Below are 20,836 nucleotides of genomic sequence, written 5' to 3' on the forward strand. Positions count from 1 at the left end.
GGTGGGGGAGGAGGGCGGTGAGGTCGGGGGAGGGGGCGGCGAGGAAGTCGTGGCGGATGGCCGTGGCGATGGAGGCGGCCATGGGGGCCTGGAAGGGGAGGAGGCCGGGCGAGTCCTCCAGGAGGCGGCGTCGGAACTCGCCGAGGGGGATGGTGTGGTGGGCGACGCCGAGGCGGGTGGCCACCTGGTCGGCCGTGACGGGGGCGCCGACCAGGTCGTAGGTCCGTCCGGTGTGGCGGGCCGGGTCGGCTGCGACGGCGGCTGCGGCCTCGGCGAGGTCCTGCCGGGCGACGGCCGCCAGGGCGCCGTCGGCGAACGGGGACTCCAGGCCGCGGGCCGTCCAGCTCAGCATGGAGCCGAAGAGCTCGGCGTAGAGGCCGTTGCGCAGGATCGTCCACGGCAGCCCGCTCGTGCGGACGAGGCGCTCGGTGGCGCGGTGGGCCAGGGCGAAGCCGAGGTGGTCGCCGGCCGTGGTCAGGCTGGTGTAGACGAGGTGGCCGACGCCGTCGCGTACGGCGGCGTCCAGGACCGCCGCGTGCCGGGCGAGGACCACGTCGTCCTCGGCGTAGCCGGCGGAGACCAGCAGCAGGGTGGACACTCCGGTGAGGTCGAGGGTCGCGGGGTGGTCGAAGTCGAGGCGCCGCATCCCCTCGCCGGGCGTGCGGCTGCCGCCCGTCGCGGTGGCGCCGGCGGCCCGTAGTGCGGCCAGCGCGGCCGAGCCGAGGTTTCCGTGAGCGCCTGTCACCAGGATCATGAGCGTGGCGGCCTTCCGTCGTGGTTCTCTTCGGTAACTACGCTTGATCCTCGATCGCCCGCCCGCCGACCACAAGGAGGCAGTTCGATGTCACCCACGCACACCGGGGTAACCACCCCCGCCGCCCTCGACCCCTGCGGTCGCGAGGACCACCCCGACTGCGGCATCCGTGACGTCCTGGACCGCATCGGCGACAAGTGGTCGGTGCTCGTCATCGTCGAACTCGCCGGCGGGCCGAGGCGGTTCCGCGAGCTCCAGCGCGCCGTCGAGGGGATCTCCCAGCGGATGCTCACCCTCACCGTCCGCCGGCTGGAGCGCGACGGCCTGGTGCTGCGCACCGTGTACGCGACCGTTCCGGCCCAGGTCGACTACCGGCTGACGGAGACCGGCGCGGGCCTGACCCACCTGGTGAAGGCCCTCGCCGACTGGTCGCTCGCCCACCGCGCCGTCATCGCCGAGGCCCGGCACGCCTACGACCGGGACCACCCCGACCACGACATCCGCTGACGGCGGCTCAGAAAAGGGCGTGCGCGACGACGGCGCCCTCGGCACACTGGTGCGAATGCTCATCAACCACTGGCCCATCAGGGGCCTCAGCGTCAGGACGGACCGTCTGGAGCTGCGGCTCCCCACCGAGGAGGAGCTGGCGGAGATCGCCGACGTCGCCGCGCGCGGCGTCCACGGCCCGGACGAACGCCCCTTCCTGACGCCCTGGACGGACCAGCCTCCGGCCGGGCGCGCCCTGGACGTGATGCAGACCCACTGGAGCCGGCTGGGCCGGTGGACGCCGAAAGACTGGGCGCTGGACCTGGTCGCCTTCCACGAGGGGCGCCCGATCGGCATGCAGGACCTGCGGGCCGTGGACTTCGGCGTCCGCCGCGAGATCGTCTCGGGATCGTGGCTCGGGCTGGAGCACCACGGGCGCGGGCTCGGCACGGAGATGCGCCTCGCGGTGCTGCACCTCGCCTTCGCGGAACTGGGCGCGGTCTCGGCGACCTCGGCCTCCTTCACCGACAACCACTCCGCGCTGACCGTGTCGCGCAAGCTCGGCTACCGCCCGGACGGCATCACGCGGGACGTCCTGCACGGCGAGGTCGTCGAGTCGCAGCGATTCCGCCTCTCCCGCGAGGACTGGTACGGGCGGGAGCGCCCGCCGGTGACGGTGAGCGGGTTCGCGGGCTGCGAGGCGCTCTTCGGGATCGGCTGAGACGCCGCCCGACAATCCAAAAACTTGCCGCCACGGAAACATTGCCGTGGCGGCAAGTTTCATTCTAGGCTGTCCGCATGGCACCAGCAGACGAGACCCGTACCACCGCAGGGCAGCCCGGGCTCCGCGAGCGAAAGAAGCGCGAGACCCGGGTCGCACTGAGCCGGGCGGCCATCAGGCTCTGCGTCCTGCACGGCTGGGACGCCGTGACGGTCGACCGGATCGCGGCCGAGGCGAACGTCTCGGTCCGCACGTTCCGCAACTACTTCGCCGGCAAGGCCGAGGCGATCGCCGCCAGCCACCTGGAGCGGATGCACGAGGTGGCCGACGACCTGCTGGAGCGCCCGGCCGGTGAGCCGCTGTGGGACTCGCTGTTCCACGCCGTGCTCGGGCGGTTCGCGCCGTCGGACGGCTCCGAGCCGCAGAACGAGCGCTGGCGCGAGGGGGTGCGGCTGATGCTGGCCGAGCCCGCGCTGGCCGGGGAGATCGTCAAGGCCAACGCCGCCGCCCAGCAGGAGCTGGCCAGGGCCGTCGCGCTGCGCACCGGGACGGACCTCGAGCGCGACGTGTACCCGCACCTGGTGGCGGCCGTGGTCGCGGCGGGCAGCGGGGTGGCCGTCGAGCGCAGCCTGCGGCCGGAGGCGTCCGCACCGCTGGGCGCCGTCCTGGCCGAGGTCTTCGAGCAGCTCGCCGCAGGGCTGCCCGTTCCGTAACGCCGGGAGCGCGGCGTCCCATTCGCTTCGGGTGCCACCGACGTGGCTCTCGCACCCAAGGAGATATGGCATGACCATGACATTAGATGTGATCATCGTCGGAGGCGGCCCGAACGGGCTGATGCTGGCCTGCGAACTGAGCCTGGCGGGCATCCGCCCCGTCGTGCTGGAGCAGCTGCCGCAGCCCAGCACCGAACCCAAGGCCAACGGCCTCCTCGGCCAGGTCGTACGCCTGGCCGACCACCGGGGCCTGTACGAGCCGCTCAGCGGCAGCGCGGAGCCCCCGCAGCCGAACTCCGCCTACTTCATGTTCGCCGCCATGGGCCTCAACCTCGGCCTGCTGGACGCCAGCCCGGTGTACGGCCTGGCGGCCCCGCAGCACCGCATCGTGCAGCTCCTGGAGGAGCGGGCCCTCTCCCTCGGCGTCGACCTGCGGCGCGGATACCGGGTCGACGACGTCACCCAGGACGGGGAGGCCGTCACCCTCCACGTCACCGGCCCCGAGGGCGAGCAGCGGCTGCGCGCCCGCTACGCGGTCGGCGCGGACGGCGCGCGCAGCGTGATCCGCAAGCGCGGCGGCATCGGGTTCCCCGGCGTCAGCTACGACCGCCGCACCAACCGCACCGCCCACGCCACCGTCCCCGCCGACTGGGTGGACCCCGCGAGCGGCGCCCTGACGGTGCCCGGCCACGGGCCCGTGCTGCCGTTCCTGCCCCACCGCACCGACGGGGGCGGCTTCTCCTACGCGCCCTTCCCCGGCCAGCCGCCGCTGGTCAGCACCACCGAGTGGGACCAGCCCGCTACGGACGAGCCGATGACCCTCGCCGAGATGGAGGAGAGCATCCGCAGGGTGCTCGGCGTCGACCTGCCGCTCGGCCCGCCGCAGGGGGAGGGCCCGCACGTGCTGCGGCGGCTGAACGGCGGCAACACCCGCGTGGCCGACCGGTTCCGCGAGGGCCGGCTCTTCCTGATCGGGGACGCAGCCCACGTCTACACCTCCGGCGGCGGACCCGGGCTGAACCTCGGCCTCCAGGACGCCGCCAACCTCGGCTGGAAGCTCGCCGCCGCCCTGCGCGACACCGCCCCGCCCGGCCTGCTCGACACCTACGACACCGAGCGCCGGCAGGCCGCTCGCCGCATGGTGCTGAACGCGGAGGCGCAGTCCGCCCTCACCGCGCCGGGCAGCGACACCACCGCCCTGCGCGAGCTCTTCGCCGAACTGCTCACCCGCAAGGAGGTCGTCCAGCACCTCGCCGACCTCACCGCCGGCACCGACGTGCGCTACGAGATGGGCCTCGCCGATCCCCACCCCGCCGTCGGCCGCTTCGCGCCGGAGCTGGAGCTGAGCACCCCGACGGGCCAGGTCCGGCTCGCCGAGCTCGCCCGCACTGCCCGGCCGCTGCTGGTCGACCTCACCGAGGACCGGTTGCCGGCCTCGGTGCTGACGGAAGGCCAGGAGGCCGTCGACCTCGTCCTCGCTAAGCCGGACCCGGGGGGCGCGCCCGGCCTCACCGGTCTGCTGATACGCCCGGACGGCTATGTCGCCTGGGCCAGTGCCTCACCCCGCCCGGCGCCCGCCGAGCTGGACGCGCTCCGTTCGGCACTCGCCCGCTGGTTCGCGGCCTGACCGACCGTCGGCAGCCCCGGGCAGCGCCGTGCAGCGCCGCACTACGCCAGTAGTGGCACTACTGCAGTAGTGCCACTACTGGCGTAGTTCCCGCCCCGGCGCGACAAGGGGCCCGGCGTGACAGGGGGCCTGTCCGCCGATCTCACCGCCGCGCCGTGCAACCACAAATGAAAACGGATATCGTTTCGCGGTGATGGCCCTCACCCTGCGGCCCCATTGCGGCATGGGCTGAGCATGACAAACACTGGCGACGAGCGGAGTGCTCGAAAATGCGCGCGAACACGGCGGGAGTGGACATGCCGGTCGATGCGGCCCTGGCCGAAACCTGGATCGAGCGCTGGGAGCGCCAGCAGGAGCGGTACGCGGTGGAGCGCGAGGAGCGGTTCACCGTGGTCGCCGACGTGGTCGAGCAGATCGCCGGCCACCGCGAGCGCCCGCTCGTGGCGGACCTCGGCAGCGGGCCCGGCTCCCTGTCCGCGCGGGTGGCGGCCCGGCTGCCGCACGCCGAGGTGCTCGCCGTCGACATCGACCCGCTGCTGCTCTCCCTCGGCCGGGCCCTGAGGCCCCAGGTCGCCCGCTGGGTCGAGACGCTGATCGGCCGCCCGGGGTGGATCGACGCGCTCGGCCTCGACCGTCCGCTGGACGCCGTGGTGTCCTCGACCGCGTTGCACTACCCGCCGCCGGAGACGCTCCTCGGCATCTACCGCGACCTCGCGGACGTGATGAGCCCCGGCGCCGTCCTGGTCAACGCCGACCACCTGGTCCCGGAGGAGCCCTCGCTCGCCGAACTCGCCCTCGCCGTGGAGCGGCGCCGCTGCCAGCGCCGGGGCGAGGGCGCGGCCGAGGACTGGTCGCAGTGGTGGGCGGCCGCCGCCCGGATCCCCGAGTTCGCCGATCTGCTGGAGGCCCGGGCGCGGCAGCTGCCGCCGAGCGAGGGCGACGGGAACGGTCTCTCGGTCGCCCGGCACGCGGACCTGCTGCTGCGGGCGGGCTTCCGCCAGGCGGGCCTCGTCTGGCAGTACGGCACCAGTGCCGTCCTGGTGGCGCTGCGCTGAGAAGTTCCTAACTGGACGTCAACTCTCCGCATTGGCACATCCTTTGCGATGGCGTGACAGAAAGTCCTGTTGCGTGAAACTGAAAACAGTTACCGTTTCCCTCGGTGGCCGACGCCCCTCGCGGTGAGTTCCGCGCGCGGTGTCCGACCTCCCGCGCGCCGGTGCACCGGCGCGCGGACGACCGGGGACGACGGCCGACAAGGGGCAGCCTGTCGGTGGCTGCCGTGCCCCCTTCATGCCGATTTCATCCGATTTCCGATGACGGGGAGCTGTTTTCGCCATGCGGTCATCACCGCTCCATCCCGAACCGCTCGATCCTGGGCCGGTCCACCCCGAACCGCCCCATCCCGAACCGCCCCATCCTGAACCGCCCCATCCTGAACCGCCCCATCCTGAACCGCTCAGGCTCGAACCACGGCTGGAGCCCCGGCTCCGAGCCCTCCTGGAAGCGGGCGACTTCCTGCACCCGCTGGTCGACGCGCTCGGGTCGCCCCTGAACGTGCTCCTGCCCGAACAGCTCGCGGACAACCTCGCCCGCTTCCGCGCCGTCTACCGCAAGCACCACCTCTCCGGCCCCATCCACTTCGCCCACAAGGCGAACCGCTCCCGCGCGCTCGTGCGCCGCCTCGCCGCCACCGAGGCCGGGCTGGACGTCGCCTCCCTGGCCGAACTCCAGCACGTCCTCGGGGACGGGCTCACGCCCGAGCGGATCATCGCCACCGGCCCCAAGAACCGCGCGTTCCTCTGGCTCGCGGCCCGTACGGGCGTCGCCGTCAGCCTCGACTCCGCGGCCGAACTCGACGAGCTGGCCGACCTGGTGCGCAAGAACGCCCTGCCCCGGGTGCGTGTCCTGCCGCGGCTGTCGGGTTTCCGGGCGCCGGGCGTCACGGTGCTCAGCCGTCCCAGCCGCTTCGGCACGGACGTCGGCGCGCTCGACGGCCTGCTCGACGCACTGGAACGCCACCGGGACGCCGTCGAACTCACGGGCCTGGCCTACCACCTGGACACCGTCGACCTGAACGAGAAGGCCGTGGCGCTCGAAGCCTGCATCAAGGCGATGAACGAGTGCCACCGCCGCGGCTTCCACCCCCGCACGATCGACATCGGCGGAGGGTTCGGCGTCGACTACCTCGCCGACGGCGCCCAGTGGCAGCGGTACACCACCGAGCTCACCAACGCCGTGCTCGGCCACCGGGACCCGCTCACCTGGCAGGGCCACGGCTACGGGCTGCGCAACGAGGCCGGCACCCTGCGCGGCGCCCTGGGCCTCTACCCGGCGCACCGCCCGCTCGCCGCCGCCGCGTACCTGGACGCCCTGCTCTCCCACCCGGCGCCCACGCTCGGACGGCCGCTGGCCACCCTGCTGCTGGAGAACCTGTACGACCTGGCCGTGGAGCCCGGCCGGGCGCTGGTCGACCAGTGCGGGGCCGCGCTCGCCCGCGTCCTGGAGGTCCGCCGCACGCCGGGCGGCGACACCCTGGTGCGGCTGGAGATGAACGCCCGGGACGTCAGCCTGGAGGAGCACGGCGTCCTGATGGACCCGGTCCTCGTCCCCCGGCCCGGCGCCCCCGCCCCCGCAGCCCAGGCAGCACCGGGCGCTCCGGGCGCTCCGGACGGGGTCCACCTGATCGGCAACCTCTGCCTGGAGGCCGACCTGATCACCCGTCGCAAGGTGTTCCTGCCCCGCCTCCCGGCCCCCGGCGACCTGCTGGCCTTCGCCAACACCGCCGGGTACTTCATGGACTTCAGCGCCGACCGGGCCCTCCAGCAGCCCGTCGCGCGCAAGGTCGCCGTCCACCGGCAGGACGGCGCCTGGCACTGGCGCCTGGACGAGCAGTACTGGCCCATCGACGCGACAGCGCCCGACACAACGCCCGACACGACCACCGTCGCCGAGGAACAGGGGGAGAGACAGGCATGAGGTACGACAGCATCACGGACGCGATCGGCGACACCCCGCTGGTCCGGATCGACCCGGCGGTGACCGGTCTTCGACACATCGACCTGTACGCCAAGCTGGAGATGCTCAACCCCTTCGGCTCCGTCAAGGACCGCGCCGCCTGGACCATGACCCGCGACGCGCTCCCGGCCGCCGTCGAACGCGGCGACACGATCGTCGAACTGTCCAGCGGCAACACCGCCAAGGCACTCGCCCTGATCGCCGGCATGCACGGACTGCCGTTCAAGAGCGTCACCAACCGGATGAAGGTCCCCGAGGTCAAGGACCTGCTGCTGCTCCTCGGCGCCGAGATCGAGGAACTGCCCGGCCGCACCGAGTGCCTGGACCCGACCGACACCGACGACCCGCTCACCCGCATCCACCGGATGCTCTCCGAGGCCGACTCCGGGTACCTGCACACCGACCAGTACTACAGCCCCCTCAACCTGGAGGCGCACCTCACCGGCACCGGTCCGGAGATCCTCCGCGACCTCGACGGCCGCGCCCCCGACCACTTCATCGCCTGCGTCGGCACCGCCGGATCGTCCACCGGCGTGGCGAGCGTGCTGCGCGCCCACAACCCGAAGGTCGAGGTGGTCGGGCTGGTCGCGCACAAGTCCGACTTCATCCCCGGCATCCGCACCATCGACGAGGTGCACGAGGTCGGCCTGTTCGACCCCGCCACGTACGACACCATCACCTCGGTGACCGCCGACGAGGCCATCGACGGCATGCTCACCCTGATCCGCCGCTGCGGCATGCTGGCCGGCCCCACCGGCGGCGGCGCCCTCCACGGCGCGCTGCGCCATCTGCGGGCGGTGGACGAGGAGTTGGGCCCGGACTGCGAGGAGCGCAGGACGGCCGTGTTCATCGTCTGCGACCGGGCCGAGAGCTACCTGAGCTACATCCGCCAGCGAAGGCCCGAGCTTCTCAACCGGCCCGCGCGGCCCAACTCCCTGGCCACACTGGTCCCTTCGGAGGTCGAGGCGGCCCGCTCCCTCGACGTGGACGCCGCCCGCCGGTGGATCGCCGAGGAGAGCCCGCTGGTCGTCGACCTGCGCGGGCCCGTCGCCTACGCGGCCCTGCACATCGAGGGCTCGATCAACATCGTCGACGAGCTCTTCGACGAACTCCTGTACGGGGGCCTGCCGTTCGGCTCGAGCCGGCCCGTGCTGCTGGCCTGCCCGGTCGGCGAGAAGTCCGTCCGGTACGCGGCGCTGCTCACCCGGATGGGACACCGGGACGCGCGCAGCCTCGCCGGCGGCATCATCGGCTGGCGCGACGCCGGCGCCCCCCTGGTCCGGGACTGAACGGAGGCGGCCATGACCACCCACGACGAACGATGTACCCCGGTCGGCGTATCCGATGTATCCGGTGTATCCGACGTAGCCGATGTTGCCGACATCGCCGACATCGCTGCCGACCTGGGCGAACTCAGCGACTGGCAGCGGGAGTTGCGTGCCCACTTCCCCATCGTCACCGGCAGCCCCGGCCTGGCGTACCTGGACAGCGCGGCCACCTCGCAGAAGCCGCAGGCCGTGCTCGACACCGTCCAGCGGTACCTCACCACCGCCAACGCCAATGCCGGGCGCGGCACCTACACCTGGGCCAACGCCACCACCGCCCTCGTCGAGCGCACCCGGGCCCGCGTCGCCCGCTTCCTCGGCGACCCGGCGCCGCTGGAACGCTCCGGCGTCCACTTCACCAGCGGCGCCACCGAGGGCCTGCGCACGGTCGCCCGGGACTGGCTGCCCCACCACCTGCGCGACGGCGACGAGATCATCGTCCCCTTCGCCGACCACCAGGCCAACGCCCTGCCCTGGCTGGAGGCCCGCGACCTGCTCGCCGAGCGGGGCGTGCGCGTCACAGTGCGCGAACTGCCGTACGAGGAAGCCTCGCACGACTACGACCCGGCCGCGCTCGCCGGGCTCGTCACCGAGCGCACGGCCTTCCTCGCCGCCACCCACGTGCACCACGTCTACGGCGGCGACATGAACGTCCACCGCCTCCGGGCCGCCGTCGGCCCCCGGGTGCCGATCTGCCTGGACGCGGCGCAGAGCGTCGGCCACCTGCCCGTGGACGTCGGCGCGCTCGACGTCGACTTCCTGGTCTTCTCCGGGCACAAGGCGATGGCCCTGCCCGGCACCGGCGCCGTCTGGGCCCGCAACCTCCGCGGCCCCGAGTTCCGGCCCGGCGGCTGGTCCGGCACCCCCAACACCTGCGGGATCGCCAGCCTGGAGGCCGCCCTCGACTGGCTGGAGGCGGCCGGCACCGACCGCATCCGCCGCTGGATCGTCGCCCTCGCCGCCCGCCTCACCGAGGGGCTGCGCGGGGCGGAGGCGTACGAGGTCCTCGGCTGCCAGCAGAGCCTCGCGGGCGACACCGAGGTGCAGCGGCGCGAGGGGATCGTCACCTTCCGCCACCGCGCGATCGGCTCCAACGACCTCGGCTTCGTCCTCGCCAGCCACGGGCTGATGGTGCGGGCGGACGGGCACTGCCAGGGCCGGGCCGGGGAGTCCGAGAGCTCGGTGCGGGTGAGCCTGCACGTCTACAACACCCCGGAGGAGATCGACCGGCTGCTGGCCGTCCTGCTCACCCTGTAGTGCGCCGGTACGGCCGGCGCCCCCGGGCGAGGGGTGCCGGCCGTACCGGTCGGAATGCTAGAAGGCGCCGCTGGGGGACGTGACGTTCTCGTTCGCGTAGTCGCCGCAGTTGAACAGGCGGGCCTCCGCGCCCTGGTTCAGGCCGCCCCAGCCGTTCAGGCAGTTCTTGGACGCGACCTTCGGCTGGAGCTGGATGTGCCCGCCGTAGTAGGTCTTGTTCCACTGCACGTCACCGGGGTTGGACGAGTTGCAGTAGTAGAGCTTGAGGTGGTTGCCCGTGGTGTCGCCGCCCTCCCAGTTGTTCACGCACAGCGCCTGCCGGTCGGGAGAGAAGTGGGTGTAGACGATCTGGAAGTGGGTGGAGTCCACCGACTCGATGGACCACTGCTGGGCCATGGTGCCGTTGCAGCCCCAGAGCTGCACGATCGTGCCGGGATCCCAGTTCCCGCCCTGGGCGTCCAGGCAGAGGCCGCCGGCGAACCTGATCTCGGTGTAGCCGTCGGCGTGCGCCGGGGTGGCCACCACGAGGCCGAGCAGGGGGACGGAGGCGGCGGCGAGGGCGGCTATGCGCTTGCGGATGGCCATGTCTGTACGTGTTCCTTCGATCTGATGAACGGACGGATCACCAACGTACGCAGAACGCGGGGTGCTGACGGCGTCCCATCCGCGTCCCACGCTCCCGTGACGGCGTCTCAGTGCGATGACCTGCGCATTGGGACGGCGCCCGAGGCGAAACTGGAGACGTCCCGGCCCGCAAACCGGTGGCCCCCGCCCGCCGCACGCTGGCATGCTGGCCGTGTGGACCGACCCCAGATCTGGCTCGACTTCGCCCCTGAGCTGCACCTCTTCGTCTCCGCCCCCCGGCGCGGCGGCCGCTCCGCGCTGCGCACCGACGGCGCCTCCACCCTCGGCCACGTCGTCGAGTCGCTGGGCGTCCCGCTCACCGAGGTCGGCGAACTGCTGGTGGACGGCCGCCCGGTGCCCGACTCCCACGTCCCCGCCGACGCCGAGGAGATCACCGTCCGGGCCGTCGCCAGGCCGCTGCCTTCCGGAGGCGCCCCGCCGCGCTTCCTGCTCGACGTCCATCTGGGCACCCTCGCCCGCCGGATGCGCCTGCTCGGCATCGACGCAGCCTACGAGAACCCCGACATCGGCGACGCCGCGCTCGCCGCCCGCTCCGCCGCCGAGCAGCGCGTCATGCTCTCCCGTGACCGGGGCCTGCTGCGGCGGCGCGAACTGTGGGTCGGCGCGTACGTCTACAGCCACCGCCCCGCCGAGCAGCTGCGCGACGTGCTCTCCCGGTTCGCGCCGCCGCTGGCGCCCTGGAGCCGCTGCACCGCCTGCAACGGCGCGCTGCGCCCGGCGAGCAAGACCGCCGTGCGCGAGCAGCTGCACGACGGGACGGAGCGCTCGTACGACGCCTTCGCCCAGTGCGTCGAGTGCGGACAGGCGTACTGGCGCGGCGCCCACCACGCCCGGCTGGAGGCCATCGTCGACGAGGCCGTGCGCGAGTTCGGCGGCGCGGCGGCGGTGTAGTCCGCGCGGCGGTGTAGTCCATGCGGCGGGGTCCTGCCAGGGCCCGAGGCGCCCTGGCAGGCGGCCCGGCGGCCGTGGTCCCATCGGCGGCGGGGGACGAGCCCGAAACTCCGTGCACGTGACGAGAGGGGCCGGGTCGTCAGATGGATTCTCAGTCTTCGCAGCCGCCGCAGCCGCCGCAGTCTCCGCAGAGGCACTCGCCACCGAGACAGTCGCCACCGAGGCAGCCGTCGCGCCGCCCGCTGGCCGCGCTGCTCGCCGCCACCGCCGTCCTCGGCCTCGCCGCCGCGCCCGCCTCCGCGCAGCCGGGCACCGCCGCCGAGCCACATCTTCGGTCACGCTACGTGGCCATGCCCGACGGCGTACGCCTCGCCGTCGACGTCCACCTCCCCGAGGGCACCCGCCCCGGGGCGCACCTGCCCACCGTCCTGGTCACCCAGCGCTACTGGCGCGCCCGCGTCCTGCCCGGCGCCCCGGACAACGCCACCAACAGCACCGCCGAAGCCTGGAACGCCCGCGGCTACGCCTACGTCGTCGCCGACCTGCGCGGCACCGGCGCCTCCTTCGGCACCCTCACCGCCGAACTCGGCGAGCAGATCACCGCCGACAGCGGCCCGCTCAGCGACTGGATCGCCGCCCAGCCCTGGTCCAACGGCCGCGTCGGCACCACCGGCGTCTCCTACGGCGGCGACACCGCCGTGCTCGCCGCCTCCCTCGGCAACCACCACATCGCCGCCGCCGCGCCGACCTCCTACGACTTCGACCCGTACGAGGACCTCGTGCGCCCCGGCGGCATCGAGATCCAGCCCCGCATCGCCCCGTACGCCCTGCTGCTGAGCATCCTCGACGCCCGCGCGGGCACCACCTGCGAGACCAGCGACGAGACCCGGGCGCTGTGCGGACGGACCGGCCTCACCGGCGCCACACCCCGCCCGGTGGACGGCCCGGACGGCCCGGCCCTGCTCGCCGCCGCCCGCGCCGAGCACGCCGGCAACGCCAACCTGGTGGAGATGGCGCACGCCGGCACCTACCGCGACTACCGGGACGGGCCCAAGAACTGGACGTCCGGCAGCGTCGGCGAGCGCACCGAGGCCATCGAGGAGGGCGGCGTGCCCGTGCTCACCCTCGCCGGCTGGCTGGACGCGGGCACCGCCAACGGGGTGCTCTCCCAGTTCACAAGCCTCGACAACACCCAGGAGGCGTGGCTCGGCCCCTGGAACCACGGCGCCTCCCACCTCGCGGACCCGTTCCTGCCCGAACGCGCCCTCACCCAGCAGGAACGGGCCGCACTCAACGAGCGGGCCTACGCCTTCTTCGACCGCTACGTCCGCGACGGCGAACAGCCGGACGGGCGGCGGCAGTTGCACTACTACACCTTCAACGAGGGCCAGTGGCGCACCACCACCCGCTGGCCCCTGCCCGGCACCCGCACCCAGCGGCTCTACCTCGGCGAGGGCAACACCCTCACCCGCCGACGGCCCTCGCCCGGCCAGAGCGGCCAGGGCGGCCAGGGAGACCAGAGCGGCCAGGGCGGTCAGAGCGGCCAGGGCGGCCAGGGCGGCGACCTGCTGCGGCTCGACCCCACCGCCGGTACCGGGGACCTCGACCGCTGGAACACCAACCTCGGGGCGGCCCCCGTGGTCTACCCCGACCGTGCAGCCGTCGACGCCAAGCTCCTCAGCTACACCACCGCACCCCTGGGCGCCGACACCCGGGTGACCGGCAACGGCCGCGTCACCCTCGACGTGACGGGCCTCGCCGGATCGGCGCACGGCGCCCTGCACGTCTACCTGGAGCACGTCGCACCCGACGGGAGGGTCACCTACCTGACGGAGGGCCAACTCGCCCTGGAGAACCGGGCCCTGGCCGAGGGAAACCCGGACTGGCGGCGGCTGCGCACCCCGCGCACCTACGCCGGAGCGGACGCCCGGCCCTTCCCGCAGGGCCGCGCCGAGTCCGTCACCCTGGACCTGCTTCCCGTCGCGGCGCTGTTCCGGGCCGGCGACCGGATCAGGCTCACCGTCGCCGCCGCCAACCCCGACTCCTTCGAACTGCTCCCGGCGAACGGCGACGCCGGCTACCTGATCGGGCACGGCGGCGCCCGCCCGTCCGCCCTGGACCTGCCGGTGGTGCGCTGATCGGCCGGCCCGCTGTTCCGCCGCCCTCGGCCGTACGGCGGCCGAGGGGTGCCGGGCGGCCCGGCACGGCGGAGAATCTCCCCAGGGAGCGCCGGAGGAGGCCGCGGTGGAGTTCGAGGTGATGATCGAGATCCCGCAGGGGTCGCGCAACAAGTACGTGATGGACTTCGCCGCGGGCCGCATCCGCCTGGACCGCACGCTGTTCACGGCCACCGCCTACCCGACCGACTACGGCTACGTCGAGGGCACCCTCGGCGGGGACGGAGAGCCGCTGGACGCCCTGGTGCTCGGCGGCGACCCGGCCGTCCCCGGCTGCGTGCGCACCTGCCGGGCGGTGGGCATGTGGGTGATGCGCGACGAGCGCGGCCCGGACCAGAAGGTGCTCTGCGTCCCCGCGCACGACCCGCGCTACCGGGACCTGCGGGGCATCGGCGACCTGAGGGAGTTCGACCTGCTGGAGATCACCCACTTCTTCCAGGTGTACAAGGCCCTCGAGCGCGGCAAGTCCGTCGAGGGCTCCCACTGGGCGGACCGGGACGCGGCGTACGCCGAGATCGCCGCCTCCCGCGCCCGCGCGGTGGGCACCCGCTTCGCCCGCCCCGCCCATGAGCGGAGAGCCCTCTAGAGCCGCGCGCTGCTCAGGATCGCCCGGACCTCGGCCGCGATGGCGGCCTCGTTGCTCTCGAACTCGGGCGCGGTGAGGCGGTCCTGTTCGGTGGGCAGCCCGGTGAGTACGGGGGTGTGCAGGTGGCCGCCGGGCAGGTCGGGGGCGAGTTCCAGGCGCAGCCGGTTGGAGCGGTAGGCGACCTCGTTGGAGAGGTAGCCGCCCCCGCCGCCGTTGACGGCGCGCGAGCCCTCGGTGGGGCCGTCCTCCCGGTCGACGGGGTCCTCGGCGCCCGCGGCGATCTCGGTGACGGTGGTGTTGAGGTACACCGGGAACGGCTGCTGGACGGCCGTCATGGCGTCGGTGGGCAGGCTGGTGCGGATGAACTCGGGCCCCTCGCCCAGCCCGGGGGCGTCCACCGGGTGCGTCCGGGTGCCGCCGGATCGGGCGGCCACGTTGTCGGTGGCGGGGTCGGCGCTGCGGGCGCGTCCGGCCCAGGCTTCGAGGGTGAAGACGCCGGGGTAGCCCTGGCTGATGCTGGTGATCAGGTCGGCGGCCTGCGGCCCGGGCTCCAGGTGCTTGCCGTACGCGCGCTCCACGATGCCGCGGTCGAAGTCGCCGTAGCGCACGGGCAGGACGACGGCCCGGACCTCGGCGGTGCTGCCGTCGGCGAGGGTGATGCGGCGGCCGTGGAGCTGGAGGACGGCCGCGCCGGCGGGGTTGGCGCGGCGGGGCTCGGTGTCCAGGCCGTACGGGTCGAAGCCGCTGATGAAGACGTGCCGCACACCGGGGGAGTCGTCGGACCCGTTGCCGGAGCCGTTGCCGGACCCGTCTTCGGACCCGCCGCCGAAGCCGTCGTCCAGTCCGCGCGAGGCGTCCTCGAAGCGGCTGCGCAGCGCGGCCAGGTCGACGGCGAAGGCGGGCTGCCAGCGGGCGAGTTGGACGGTCATGGCGAGCCTGGTCCAGTACAGCGGGCGGTCGTCGAGGGCGGGCAGTTCGCCGGACGGGCGGCGGCCCTGGGCGCGGTCCACGCCCGCCTGCCACAGCGCCCGGCCCCAGCCGGTGACGACCCGTTCGGCCTGGCGGGCGCTGCGGGCGGAGCAGAGCGCGGCGGGGAAGGCGCGCGGCAGCCCGTCGAGGCCGGAGCGCTCGGTGAACGCGGCCGTGCGGGCGTCCTGGAGGCGGGCCTGTTCGGCGTCCGGCTGTTCGGCGTCCGGCCGTGCGGCGGTGGCGCGCAGGCAGTCGGCCGGGGCGGGTGTGGGTGCGGGGGCGGCCTGGGCGACGGCCGGGGCGAGGAGGGCGGCGAGTGTTCCGGTGAGGGCGGCGGCCAGCCCGGCGGCGCGGCGAAGGCGTGTCATGTCCACCGACAATAGGGGTCGGGCTGACGCCCCGCCAGAGTGCCGCCGCAGAGCCCGGCGCGGTCCCGGCGCGGTCCCGGGACGGTTCCGGCGCGGTTCCGGTGCGCACTCCTTCGACGCTGATCGATCAACCGGGAACCGTGATGACCTCTACAGCGTTGTCGTCGTCGAACGGGGATACGACGGTAGACGTTAATCGGCACGGCTGTGGAGGAAGTCCCATGAGTGTGGCCCTGACCAGGGGCGCCAACGTCTCGCTGAGCAGGCTGGCCCCCGGGCTGCGCACGGTGCGCGTCGGCCTCGGCTGGCAGGCGGGCGGCGGCTACGACCTGGACGCCAGCGCGCTGCTGTGCGGGCCCGGCGGCAAGGTGCTCTCCGACCAGCACTTCGTCTTCTTCAACAACCTGCGCAGCCCGGACGGCGCCGTCCGCCACGCGGGCGCCTCCGGCGCGGTCGGCGGGGACCAGGAGCGGATCGAGGTCGGCCTCGCGGAGGTCTCCGCCGGGGTCGAGAAGATCGTGTTCGCGGTGGCGATCTACGACGCGGCGCCCCGGAGGCAGACCTTCGGGCAGGTCCACGGCGCCTTCATCCGCGTCGCCGACGAGGACAGCGGCGCCGAACTCGCCCGCTACGACGTGGCGGCCCAGGCGGGCAGCGAGACGGCGATGGTCTTCGGCGAGCTGTACCGCAGCGGCGCGGAGTGGAAGTTCCGCGCGATCGGGCAGGGCTACGCCTCGGGGCTCGCCGGGATCGCCACCGACTTCGGGGTGGACGTCCTCCAGCCCGCCGCGCCCGCCGCGGCTCCCGCCGCCGCCGTTTCCGCTGCGCCCGCCGTCCTCCCCAAGAACCAGCCAGTGACAGGGAGTTCCCCCGTGACCTGCTTCTTCGACCCCTCGCACGGCCCCGGCTCGACGGCGGTCCTGTGGCAGCCGCAGTGGGGCGTGCCGCGCCAGGTCGAGGCGTGCGCGGCCTGCGCCCAGCGGGTGCACACCACCGTCCCGCCGTTCTACACCCCGCCCCAGGCCGGTTACCCGCAGCAGGCCCAGCCCCAGGTGCCCGGCCAGGCCCAGCCCGCCGAGGGCGGCGGCCGCCGCTTCGGCACCGGCGCCATGATCGGCGCGGGCGCGGCGGGCCTGGTCGGCGGCATGCTGATCAACGAGGCGCTCAGCGACGACGCCCCCGAGGTGGTCGTCAACAACTACTACGAGAACGACGACGACGGCTTCTTCTAGACCGCTTCTAGACCGCGGAGTTCCTGCGGGCCGCGGGGATCATGTCGAACGGCCGTACGGCGCAGACGCGTCGTGCGGCCGTTCGGCGTTCGCGGGCGCCCGTCAGGCGGTGCGCCGGAACGCCCCCGCGCGCGCCGCTGCCTCGGCGGCGGCGGCCGCGCGGTCGGCGCATGCCTCGTCCAGGGGCTCGGCGGTGGTGAGCATCCGGTAGTACAGCGGCGCCGAGACGGCCCGGATCACCTCGAACGGGTCGGTGTCCGGCGGGAGTTCGCCGCGCTCCACGGCCTCCGTGACGCAGGGCGCCCACTCCTCGACCCGGCGCCGGTAGAACCGGTGCAGTGCCTCGGCGGTGCCCCGGTCCCCGTCGGCGGCGAGGAGGACAGCCCGGAAGAGCGCCCCCTGCCGTGGGTCCGCCAGGGTGCGCCGGACGAGGTGCGCGTTGGCCCGCAGGTCCTCGGTGAGCGAGCCGGAGCGGGAGCGCGGCAGCGACTGTTCGGCCATGTCCGCAAGCAGGTCCGCGACCAGTGCGGTGGTGCTGCCCCAGCGGCGGTAGACGGTGGTGCGGCCGACCTCGGCGCGCTGGGCGAGGTCGCCGAGGTCCAGTCCGGCGAAGCCGCGCTCGACGAGGGCGTCCTCGGCGGCCCGCAGGACGGCGGCGCGGACCCGGGCCGTGCGCCCGCCGGGGCGGACGGTGCCGGGCTGCTCGTGGGCGGCGTCGGGAGCGTCGGACATTAACGGGATTCCTGTTCCATTAGCCATTCGGAGTCTGCTAGGTTCGAGGCATCTTAACGGAACGCGAGTCCCATTAGGGGTTCGAGGGAGGAACACTGCCATGGAACACCGCCGCCTCGGCGCCTCCGGCCTCAAGGTCCCCGTCCTCAGTCTCGGCACCGGCACCTTCGGCGGCCGGGGCCCGCTCTTCGGCGCCTGGGGCACCACCGACGCCCAGGAGGCCCGCCGCCTGCTCGACATCGCCATCGACGCCGGGGTCACCCTCTTCGACACCGCCGACGTCTACTCCGACGGCGCCTCCGAGGAGGTCCTCGGCCAGGCCCTGCGCGGCCGCCGCGACCAGGTCCTCATCTCCACCAAGGCCGGGCTCCCGCTCGGCGACGGCCCCCGGGACGCCGGCACCTCCCGCACCCGCCTGATCCGCTCCGTCGAGGACGCGCTGCGCCGCCTCGGCACCGACCACCTCGACCTGTTCCAACTGCACGCCTACGACGCCGCCACCCCGATCGAGGAGGTGCTCGCCACCCTGGAGGACCTCGTCCGCGCCGGCAAGGTCCGCTACACCGGCGTCTCCAACTTCTCCGGCTGGCAGCTGATGAAGTCCCTCGCCCTCGCCGACCGCCACGGCCGCCCCCGCTACGCCGCCCACCAGGTCTACTACTCCCTCGTCGGCCGCGACTACGAGTGGGAGCTGATGCCCCTCGCCGAGGAGGAGGGCGTCGGCGCCCTGGTCTGGAGCCCCCTCGGTTGGGGCCGCCTCACCGGCCGCATCCGCCGCGGCGAGCCCCTCCCCGCCGGCAGCCGCCTGCACGACACCGCCGACTACGGCCCGCCCGTCGAGGACGAACTCCTCCACCGCGTGGTCGACGCCCTCGACGCGATCGCCGCCGAGACCGGCCGCACCGTCCCCCAGATCGCCATCAACTGGCTGCTGACCCGCCCCACCGTCTCCTCCGTCATCATCGGCGCCCGCAACGAGCAGCAGCTGCGCCAGAACCTCGGCGCCGTCGGCTGGACCCTCACCGACGACCAGCTCGCCCGCCTCGACGCCGCCAGCACCCGCACCGCCCCCTACCCCCACTTCCCCTACCACCGCCAACCCGCCTTCGCCCGCCTCAACCCGCCCCTGGTCGCCTGAGCCCGGCCCTGGTCGCCTGACCCCGGCCGATTACGGGCGGAGCAGGACGGGAGGGGCCACGCCCAGGACCCTGGACGATCAAGAATCGCCAACACCGCTCGGTAGGCCGATGAGCGCCGTGGAGCAGGCCAGAATCACGAGCGGACGGAAGGAGGCTCGTCGTGAGTACGGCACCCCACGCCGCCGGCGACTACAGCACTGTCAGCGACCCCGAGCGGGCGTTGAAGTATGCGATCCGACATTTCGCCGGCGACCGCGTCGAGATCATCGAGGGAGTCATCACCCCCAGGTCGCCGTCCTGGGCGCACGAGTCCGCCGCCGAGGTGGTGCGCCGCCAGATCACTCCCCGTACGGACGAGCTCGACCTGGTGTCCGGCTCCGGCAACCTCGACCTGCCCGGCAGCGAGAACTGGTACATCCCGGACCTCGCCGTCGTGCCCGCCGAGCTCGCCGCGAAGGCCGAGGGCGCGCTGCTGCCCGACCAGACCCTCCTGATCGTCGAGGTCACCTCCCCGTCCAGTGCGGAGACCGACCGAGTCGTCAAGCGCCGCCGCTACGGCCAGTACGGTGCCCCGATCTACCTCCTCATCGATCGGCAGAACCGCACCTGCACGCTGTTCAGCGAACCGAGCCGCCTCGGCTACGCGAGCGAGAGCGGTCCGCACCCCTTCGGCGCGCCCGTCCGCCTACCGGCGCCCTTCGACGTCGAGCTCGACACCGCTCGCCTCTAACCGACATGCCGGGGGCGGAAAGGCCGGAAGCCGCCTCCCGAGGGGAGACGGCTTCCGGCAGCTGGCGGCGCTTACCGCTTGCGGTCGACCAGCTTGGTGACGCGGTGACCGAGCTTCTGGGCCGGCTTCTCGATCCAGCGGTGGGTCAGGTGGCTGACGGCGAGGACGGCGGCGCAGAAGGCGAAGCCCAGCGCCATGCGTCGGCCGGTGCCGATCGAGGTGACGGAGCCGGGGCCGATCAGCTTGAGCAGCACGCACAGCAGGACGGCGTGTACCAGGTAGACCGAGTAGCTGATGCCGCCCAGCCAGGTCAGCACCCGGGGCATGCGCCGGTTGCGCAGCGCCATGCCGACGGCGAACGTCGCCCAGACAGCGAGCAGGGTGATCGGCCACTGCCACTGGATCTCGGGGGTGCGCCGGCCGGTCTCGCCGTAGCGGCTGCCGACGTAGAGTCCGGCGCCCAGGGTGATGGCGAGGCCGATCCAGCAGACCCAGCGGTTGATCTGGCCCTGCTCGGCGCGGTAGATCGCGGTGCCGGCGAACATGGTGGAGAGCACGACCAGGCTGAACCAGCCCGGCATCCGGGAGTGCCCCATGACCAGCACGGTGGCCAGGCCGCCCAGGGTCAGCGCCCCGAGGATCGCCAGCGGCCGTCGGCGGCTCATGATGGCGACCAGGCCCACGGCCATGACGGCGGCGGTGGCGGCGACCAGGCGCTTCTGGCCCGGCAGGGTGTGGAACAGGGTGAGCACCGGGAAGGCGCCGACGGCGGCCACCGCGACCACGGCGAGGCCCGCGGAGATCTCCGCGCTGCGGCGGTGCAGGCCGAGGACGAACAGGGAGGCGACCAGCAGGTAGAAGACCATCTCGTAGGAGAGGGTCCACATCACGTACAGCGTGCCGTTGACGCCCAGGAAGTCGTGCAGCATCGTCGCGTTGCCCAGGGCGGCGATCGCCGGGTGCGCGGCGGAGAACCAGTGCACCGGGGAGAGCGCCGGGGTGGTGTAGCCGAGCTTCCACACGGCGACGCCCGCCAGCACGACGAGCAGGCACAGCGGGTAGATGCGGAAGAGCCTGCTGACCCAGAACCCGCGCACGCTGCCCCGCCGCTCCAGGGAGGCCGGCACGATGTAGCCGCTCACCAGGAAGAAGAGGAAGACGCCGTAGGACCCGAGATCCACGTGGCGGCTGATCCGGACGAAGGTCTCCGGCATGACCAGCTGCGTGAAGTGCTGGACCACGATGGTCAGCGCGGCCAGGCCGCGCAGGGCGTCGAGCCAGCCGAGGCGGGGCTTCGCCGGAGCGGCGGAGGGCAGGGCGCCGTCCGCCGCCGCCTGCTGCGGCGGGTTGTGGGATATGAGAGACACCCGAGGAGGTTAGCGCAGCGTTCGTACGCCAGATCGACCCGCGTGCCGACCGTTGTGCGCCCGCGATCGGTCAGCGGCGGGCGGGTTCGTGGGGGCGGGGGG

General features: G+C 73.5%; 19 protein-coding genes. 14 read left to right on the plus strand and 5 right to left on the minus strand.

Features of this window, described 5'->3' with window-relative positions:
- Nucleotides 1-754, minus strand: a 754-nt coding sequence (locus IH61_RS0137015) for an NAD(P)H-binding protein (protein ID WP_031078237.1), incomplete at its 3' end; no start/stop codon positions are given.
- An 87-nt stretch (nucleotides 755-841) separates the two neighbouring features.
- On the opposite strand from IH61_RS0137015, the gene IH61_RS0137020 reads away from it, so the two are divergent.
- The 8 genes from IH61_RS0137020 to IH61_RS0137055 all read left to right on the plus strand — a co-directional run bounded on the left by IH61_RS0137020 (nucleotide 842) and on the right by IH61_RS0137055 (nucleotide 9,898).
- A complete protein-coding gene (locus IH61_RS0137020; RefSeq protein ID WP_031078239.1) occupies nucleotides 842-1,261 on the plus strand; it encodes a winged helix-turn-helix transcriptional regulator in 420 nt (139 codons plus the stop codon).
- Nucleotides 1,262-1,316: 55 nt separating this feature from the next.
- On the plus strand, nucleotides 1,317-1,961 hold the full coding sequence (locus tag IH61_RS0137025) for a GNAT family N-acetyltransferase (protein ID WP_031078241.1): 645 nt from the start codon (nucleotides 1,317-1,319) through the stop codon (nucleotides 1,959-1,961).
- 77 nt (nucleotides 1,962-2,038) lie between these two features.
- Nucleotides 2,039-2,674, plus strand: coding sequence for a TetR family transcriptional regulator (locus IH61_RS0137030; protein WP_031078243.1), 636 nt, complete (start codon nucleotides 2,039-2,041; stop codon nucleotides 2,672-2,674).
- A gap of 70 nt (nucleotides 2,675-2,744) precedes the next feature.
- On the plus strand, nucleotides 2,745-4,301 hold the full coding sequence (locus tag IH61_RS0137035) for an FAD-dependent monooxygenase (protein ID WP_324607645.1): 1,557 nt from the start codon (nucleotides 2,745-2,747) through the stop codon (nucleotides 4,299-4,301).
- Nucleotides 4,302-4,597: 296 nt separating this feature from the next.
- Nucleotides 4,598-5,356 (plus strand): class I SAM-dependent methyltransferase, encoded by a 759-nt coding sequence (locus IH61_RS0137040; RefSeq protein ID WP_031078247.1) that lies wholly within the window; start codon nucleotides 4,598-4,600, stop codon nucleotides 5,354-5,356.
- A gap of 418 nt (nucleotides 5,357-5,774) precedes the next feature.
- The gene (locus IH61_RS0137045) at nucleotides 5,775-7,277 is read left to right on the plus strand and encodes an alanine racemase (RefSeq protein WP_037973867.1); all 1,503 of its coding nucleotides are present in this window, start codon (nucleotides 5,775-5,777) and stop codon (nucleotides 7,275-7,277) included.
- Nucleotides 7,274-8,605 carry a pyridoxal-phosphate dependent enzyme gene (locus IH61_RS0137050; protein WP_031078251.1) on the plus strand — a complete coding sequence of 444 codons (1,332 nt, stop codon included), beginning with the start codon at nucleotides 7,274-7,276 and terminating at the stop codon, nucleotides 8,603-8,605. The genes IH61_RS0137045 and IH61_RS0137050 overlap by 4 nt, the downstream gene beginning before the upstream one ends.
- Before the next feature lie 12 nt (nucleotides 8,606-8,617).
- Complete coding sequence (locus IH61_RS0137055) at nucleotides 8,618-9,898, plus strand: aminotransferase class V-fold PLP-dependent enzyme (protein WP_078911685.1); 1,281 nt, start codon at nucleotides 8,618-8,620, stop codon at nucleotides 9,896-9,898.
- A 57-nt stretch (nucleotides 9,899-9,955) separates the two neighbouring features.
- Here the strand turns inward: IH61_RS0137055 and IH61_RS0137060 are convergent, their stop codons facing one another.
- Nucleotides 9,956-10,483: an RICIN domain-containing protein gene (locus IH61_RS0137060; RefSeq protein ID WP_031078255.1), complete on the minus strand. Its 528-nt coding sequence runs from the start codon at nucleotides 10,481-10,483 to the stop codon at nucleotides 9,956-9,958.
- Nucleotides 10,484-10,696: 213 nt separating this feature from the next.
- Between IH61_RS0137060 and IH61_RS0137065 the strand changes: the two genes are divergently transcribed.
- The 3 genes from IH61_RS0137065 to IH61_RS0137075 all read left to right on the plus strand — a co-directional run bounded on the left by IH61_RS0137065 (nucleotide 10,697) and on the right by IH61_RS0137075 (nucleotide 14,197).
- The gene (locus IH61_RS0137065) at nucleotides 10,697-11,434 is read left to right on the plus strand and encodes a Mut7-C RNAse domain-containing protein (protein ID WP_031078257.1); all 738 of its coding nucleotides are present in this window, start codon (nucleotides 10,697-10,699) and stop codon (nucleotides 11,432-11,434) included.
- A 143-nt stretch (nucleotides 11,435-11,577) separates the two neighbouring features.
- Complete coding sequence (locus IH61_RS0137070; RefSeq protein WP_078911687.1) at nucleotides 11,578-13,572, plus strand: CocE/NonD family hydrolase; 1,995 nt, start codon at nucleotides 11,578-11,580, stop codon at nucleotides 13,570-13,572.
- Nucleotides 13,573-13,678: 106 nt separating this feature from the next.
- Nucleotides 13,679-14,197, plus strand: coding sequence for an inorganic diphosphatase (locus tag IH61_RS0137075; protein ID WP_037973866.1), 519 nt, complete (start codon nucleotides 13,679-13,681; stop codon nucleotides 14,195-14,197).
- Here the strand turns inward: IH61_RS0137075 and IH61_RS0137080 are convergent.
- A complete protein-coding gene (locus IH61_RS0137080) occupies nucleotides 14,194-15,534 on the minus strand; it encodes a hypothetical protein (RefSeq protein ID WP_051838665.1) in 1,341 nt (446 codons plus the stop codon). The genes IH61_RS0137075 and IH61_RS0137080 overlap by 4 nt on opposite strands.
- A 221-nt stretch (nucleotides 15,535-15,755) precedes the next feature.
- Here IH61_RS0137080 and IH61_RS50105 point away from each other — a divergent pair, with 221 nt between their 5' ends.
- Nucleotides 15,756-16,766, plus strand: a complete 1,011-nt coding sequence (locus tag IH61_RS50105) for a TerD family protein (protein WP_031078264.1) — start codon at nucleotides 15,756-15,758, stop codon at nucleotides 16,764-16,766.
- Between the two features lie 102 nt (nucleotides 16,767-16,868).
- On the opposite strand, the gene IH61_RS0137090 is transcribed toward IH61_RS50105, so the two are convergent.
- On the minus strand, nucleotides 16,869-17,498 hold the full coding sequence (locus tag IH61_RS0137090) for a TetR/AcrR family transcriptional regulator (protein WP_031078266.1): 630 nt from the start codon (nucleotides 17,496-17,498) through the stop codon (nucleotides 16,869-16,871).
- Nucleotides 17,499-17,598: 100 nt separating this feature from the next.
- Here IH61_RS0137090 and IH61_RS0137095 point away from each other — a divergent pair, with 100 nt between their 5' ends.
- Nucleotides 17,599-18,636, plus strand: coding sequence for an aldo/keto reductase (locus IH61_RS0137095; protein WP_031078268.1), 1,038 nt, complete (start codon nucleotides 17,599-17,601; stop codon nucleotides 18,634-18,636).
- A 161-nt stretch (nucleotides 18,637-18,797) separates the two neighbouring features.
- Complete coding sequence (locus IH61_RS0137100; protein WP_031078270.1) at nucleotides 18,798-19,367, plus strand: Uma2 family endonuclease; 570 nt, start codon at nucleotides 18,798-18,800, stop codon at nucleotides 19,365-19,367.
- A gap of 71 nt (nucleotides 19,368-19,438) precedes the next feature.
- Here IH61_RS0137100 and IH61_RS0137105 read toward each other — a convergent pair whose 3' ends face one another.
- Entirely contained in the window at nucleotides 19,439-20,734 is a 1,296-nt protein-coding gene (locus IH61_RS0137105) for an acyltransferase family protein (protein ID WP_078911688.1), read from the minus strand.
- Nucleotides 20,735-20,836 lie beyond the last annotated feature (102 nt).

Source organism: Streptomyces sp. NRRL WC-3742 (assembly GCF_000720635.1).
Classification (GTDB): Bacteria; Actinomycetota; Actinomycetes; order Streptomycetales; family Streptomycetaceae; genus Kitasatospora.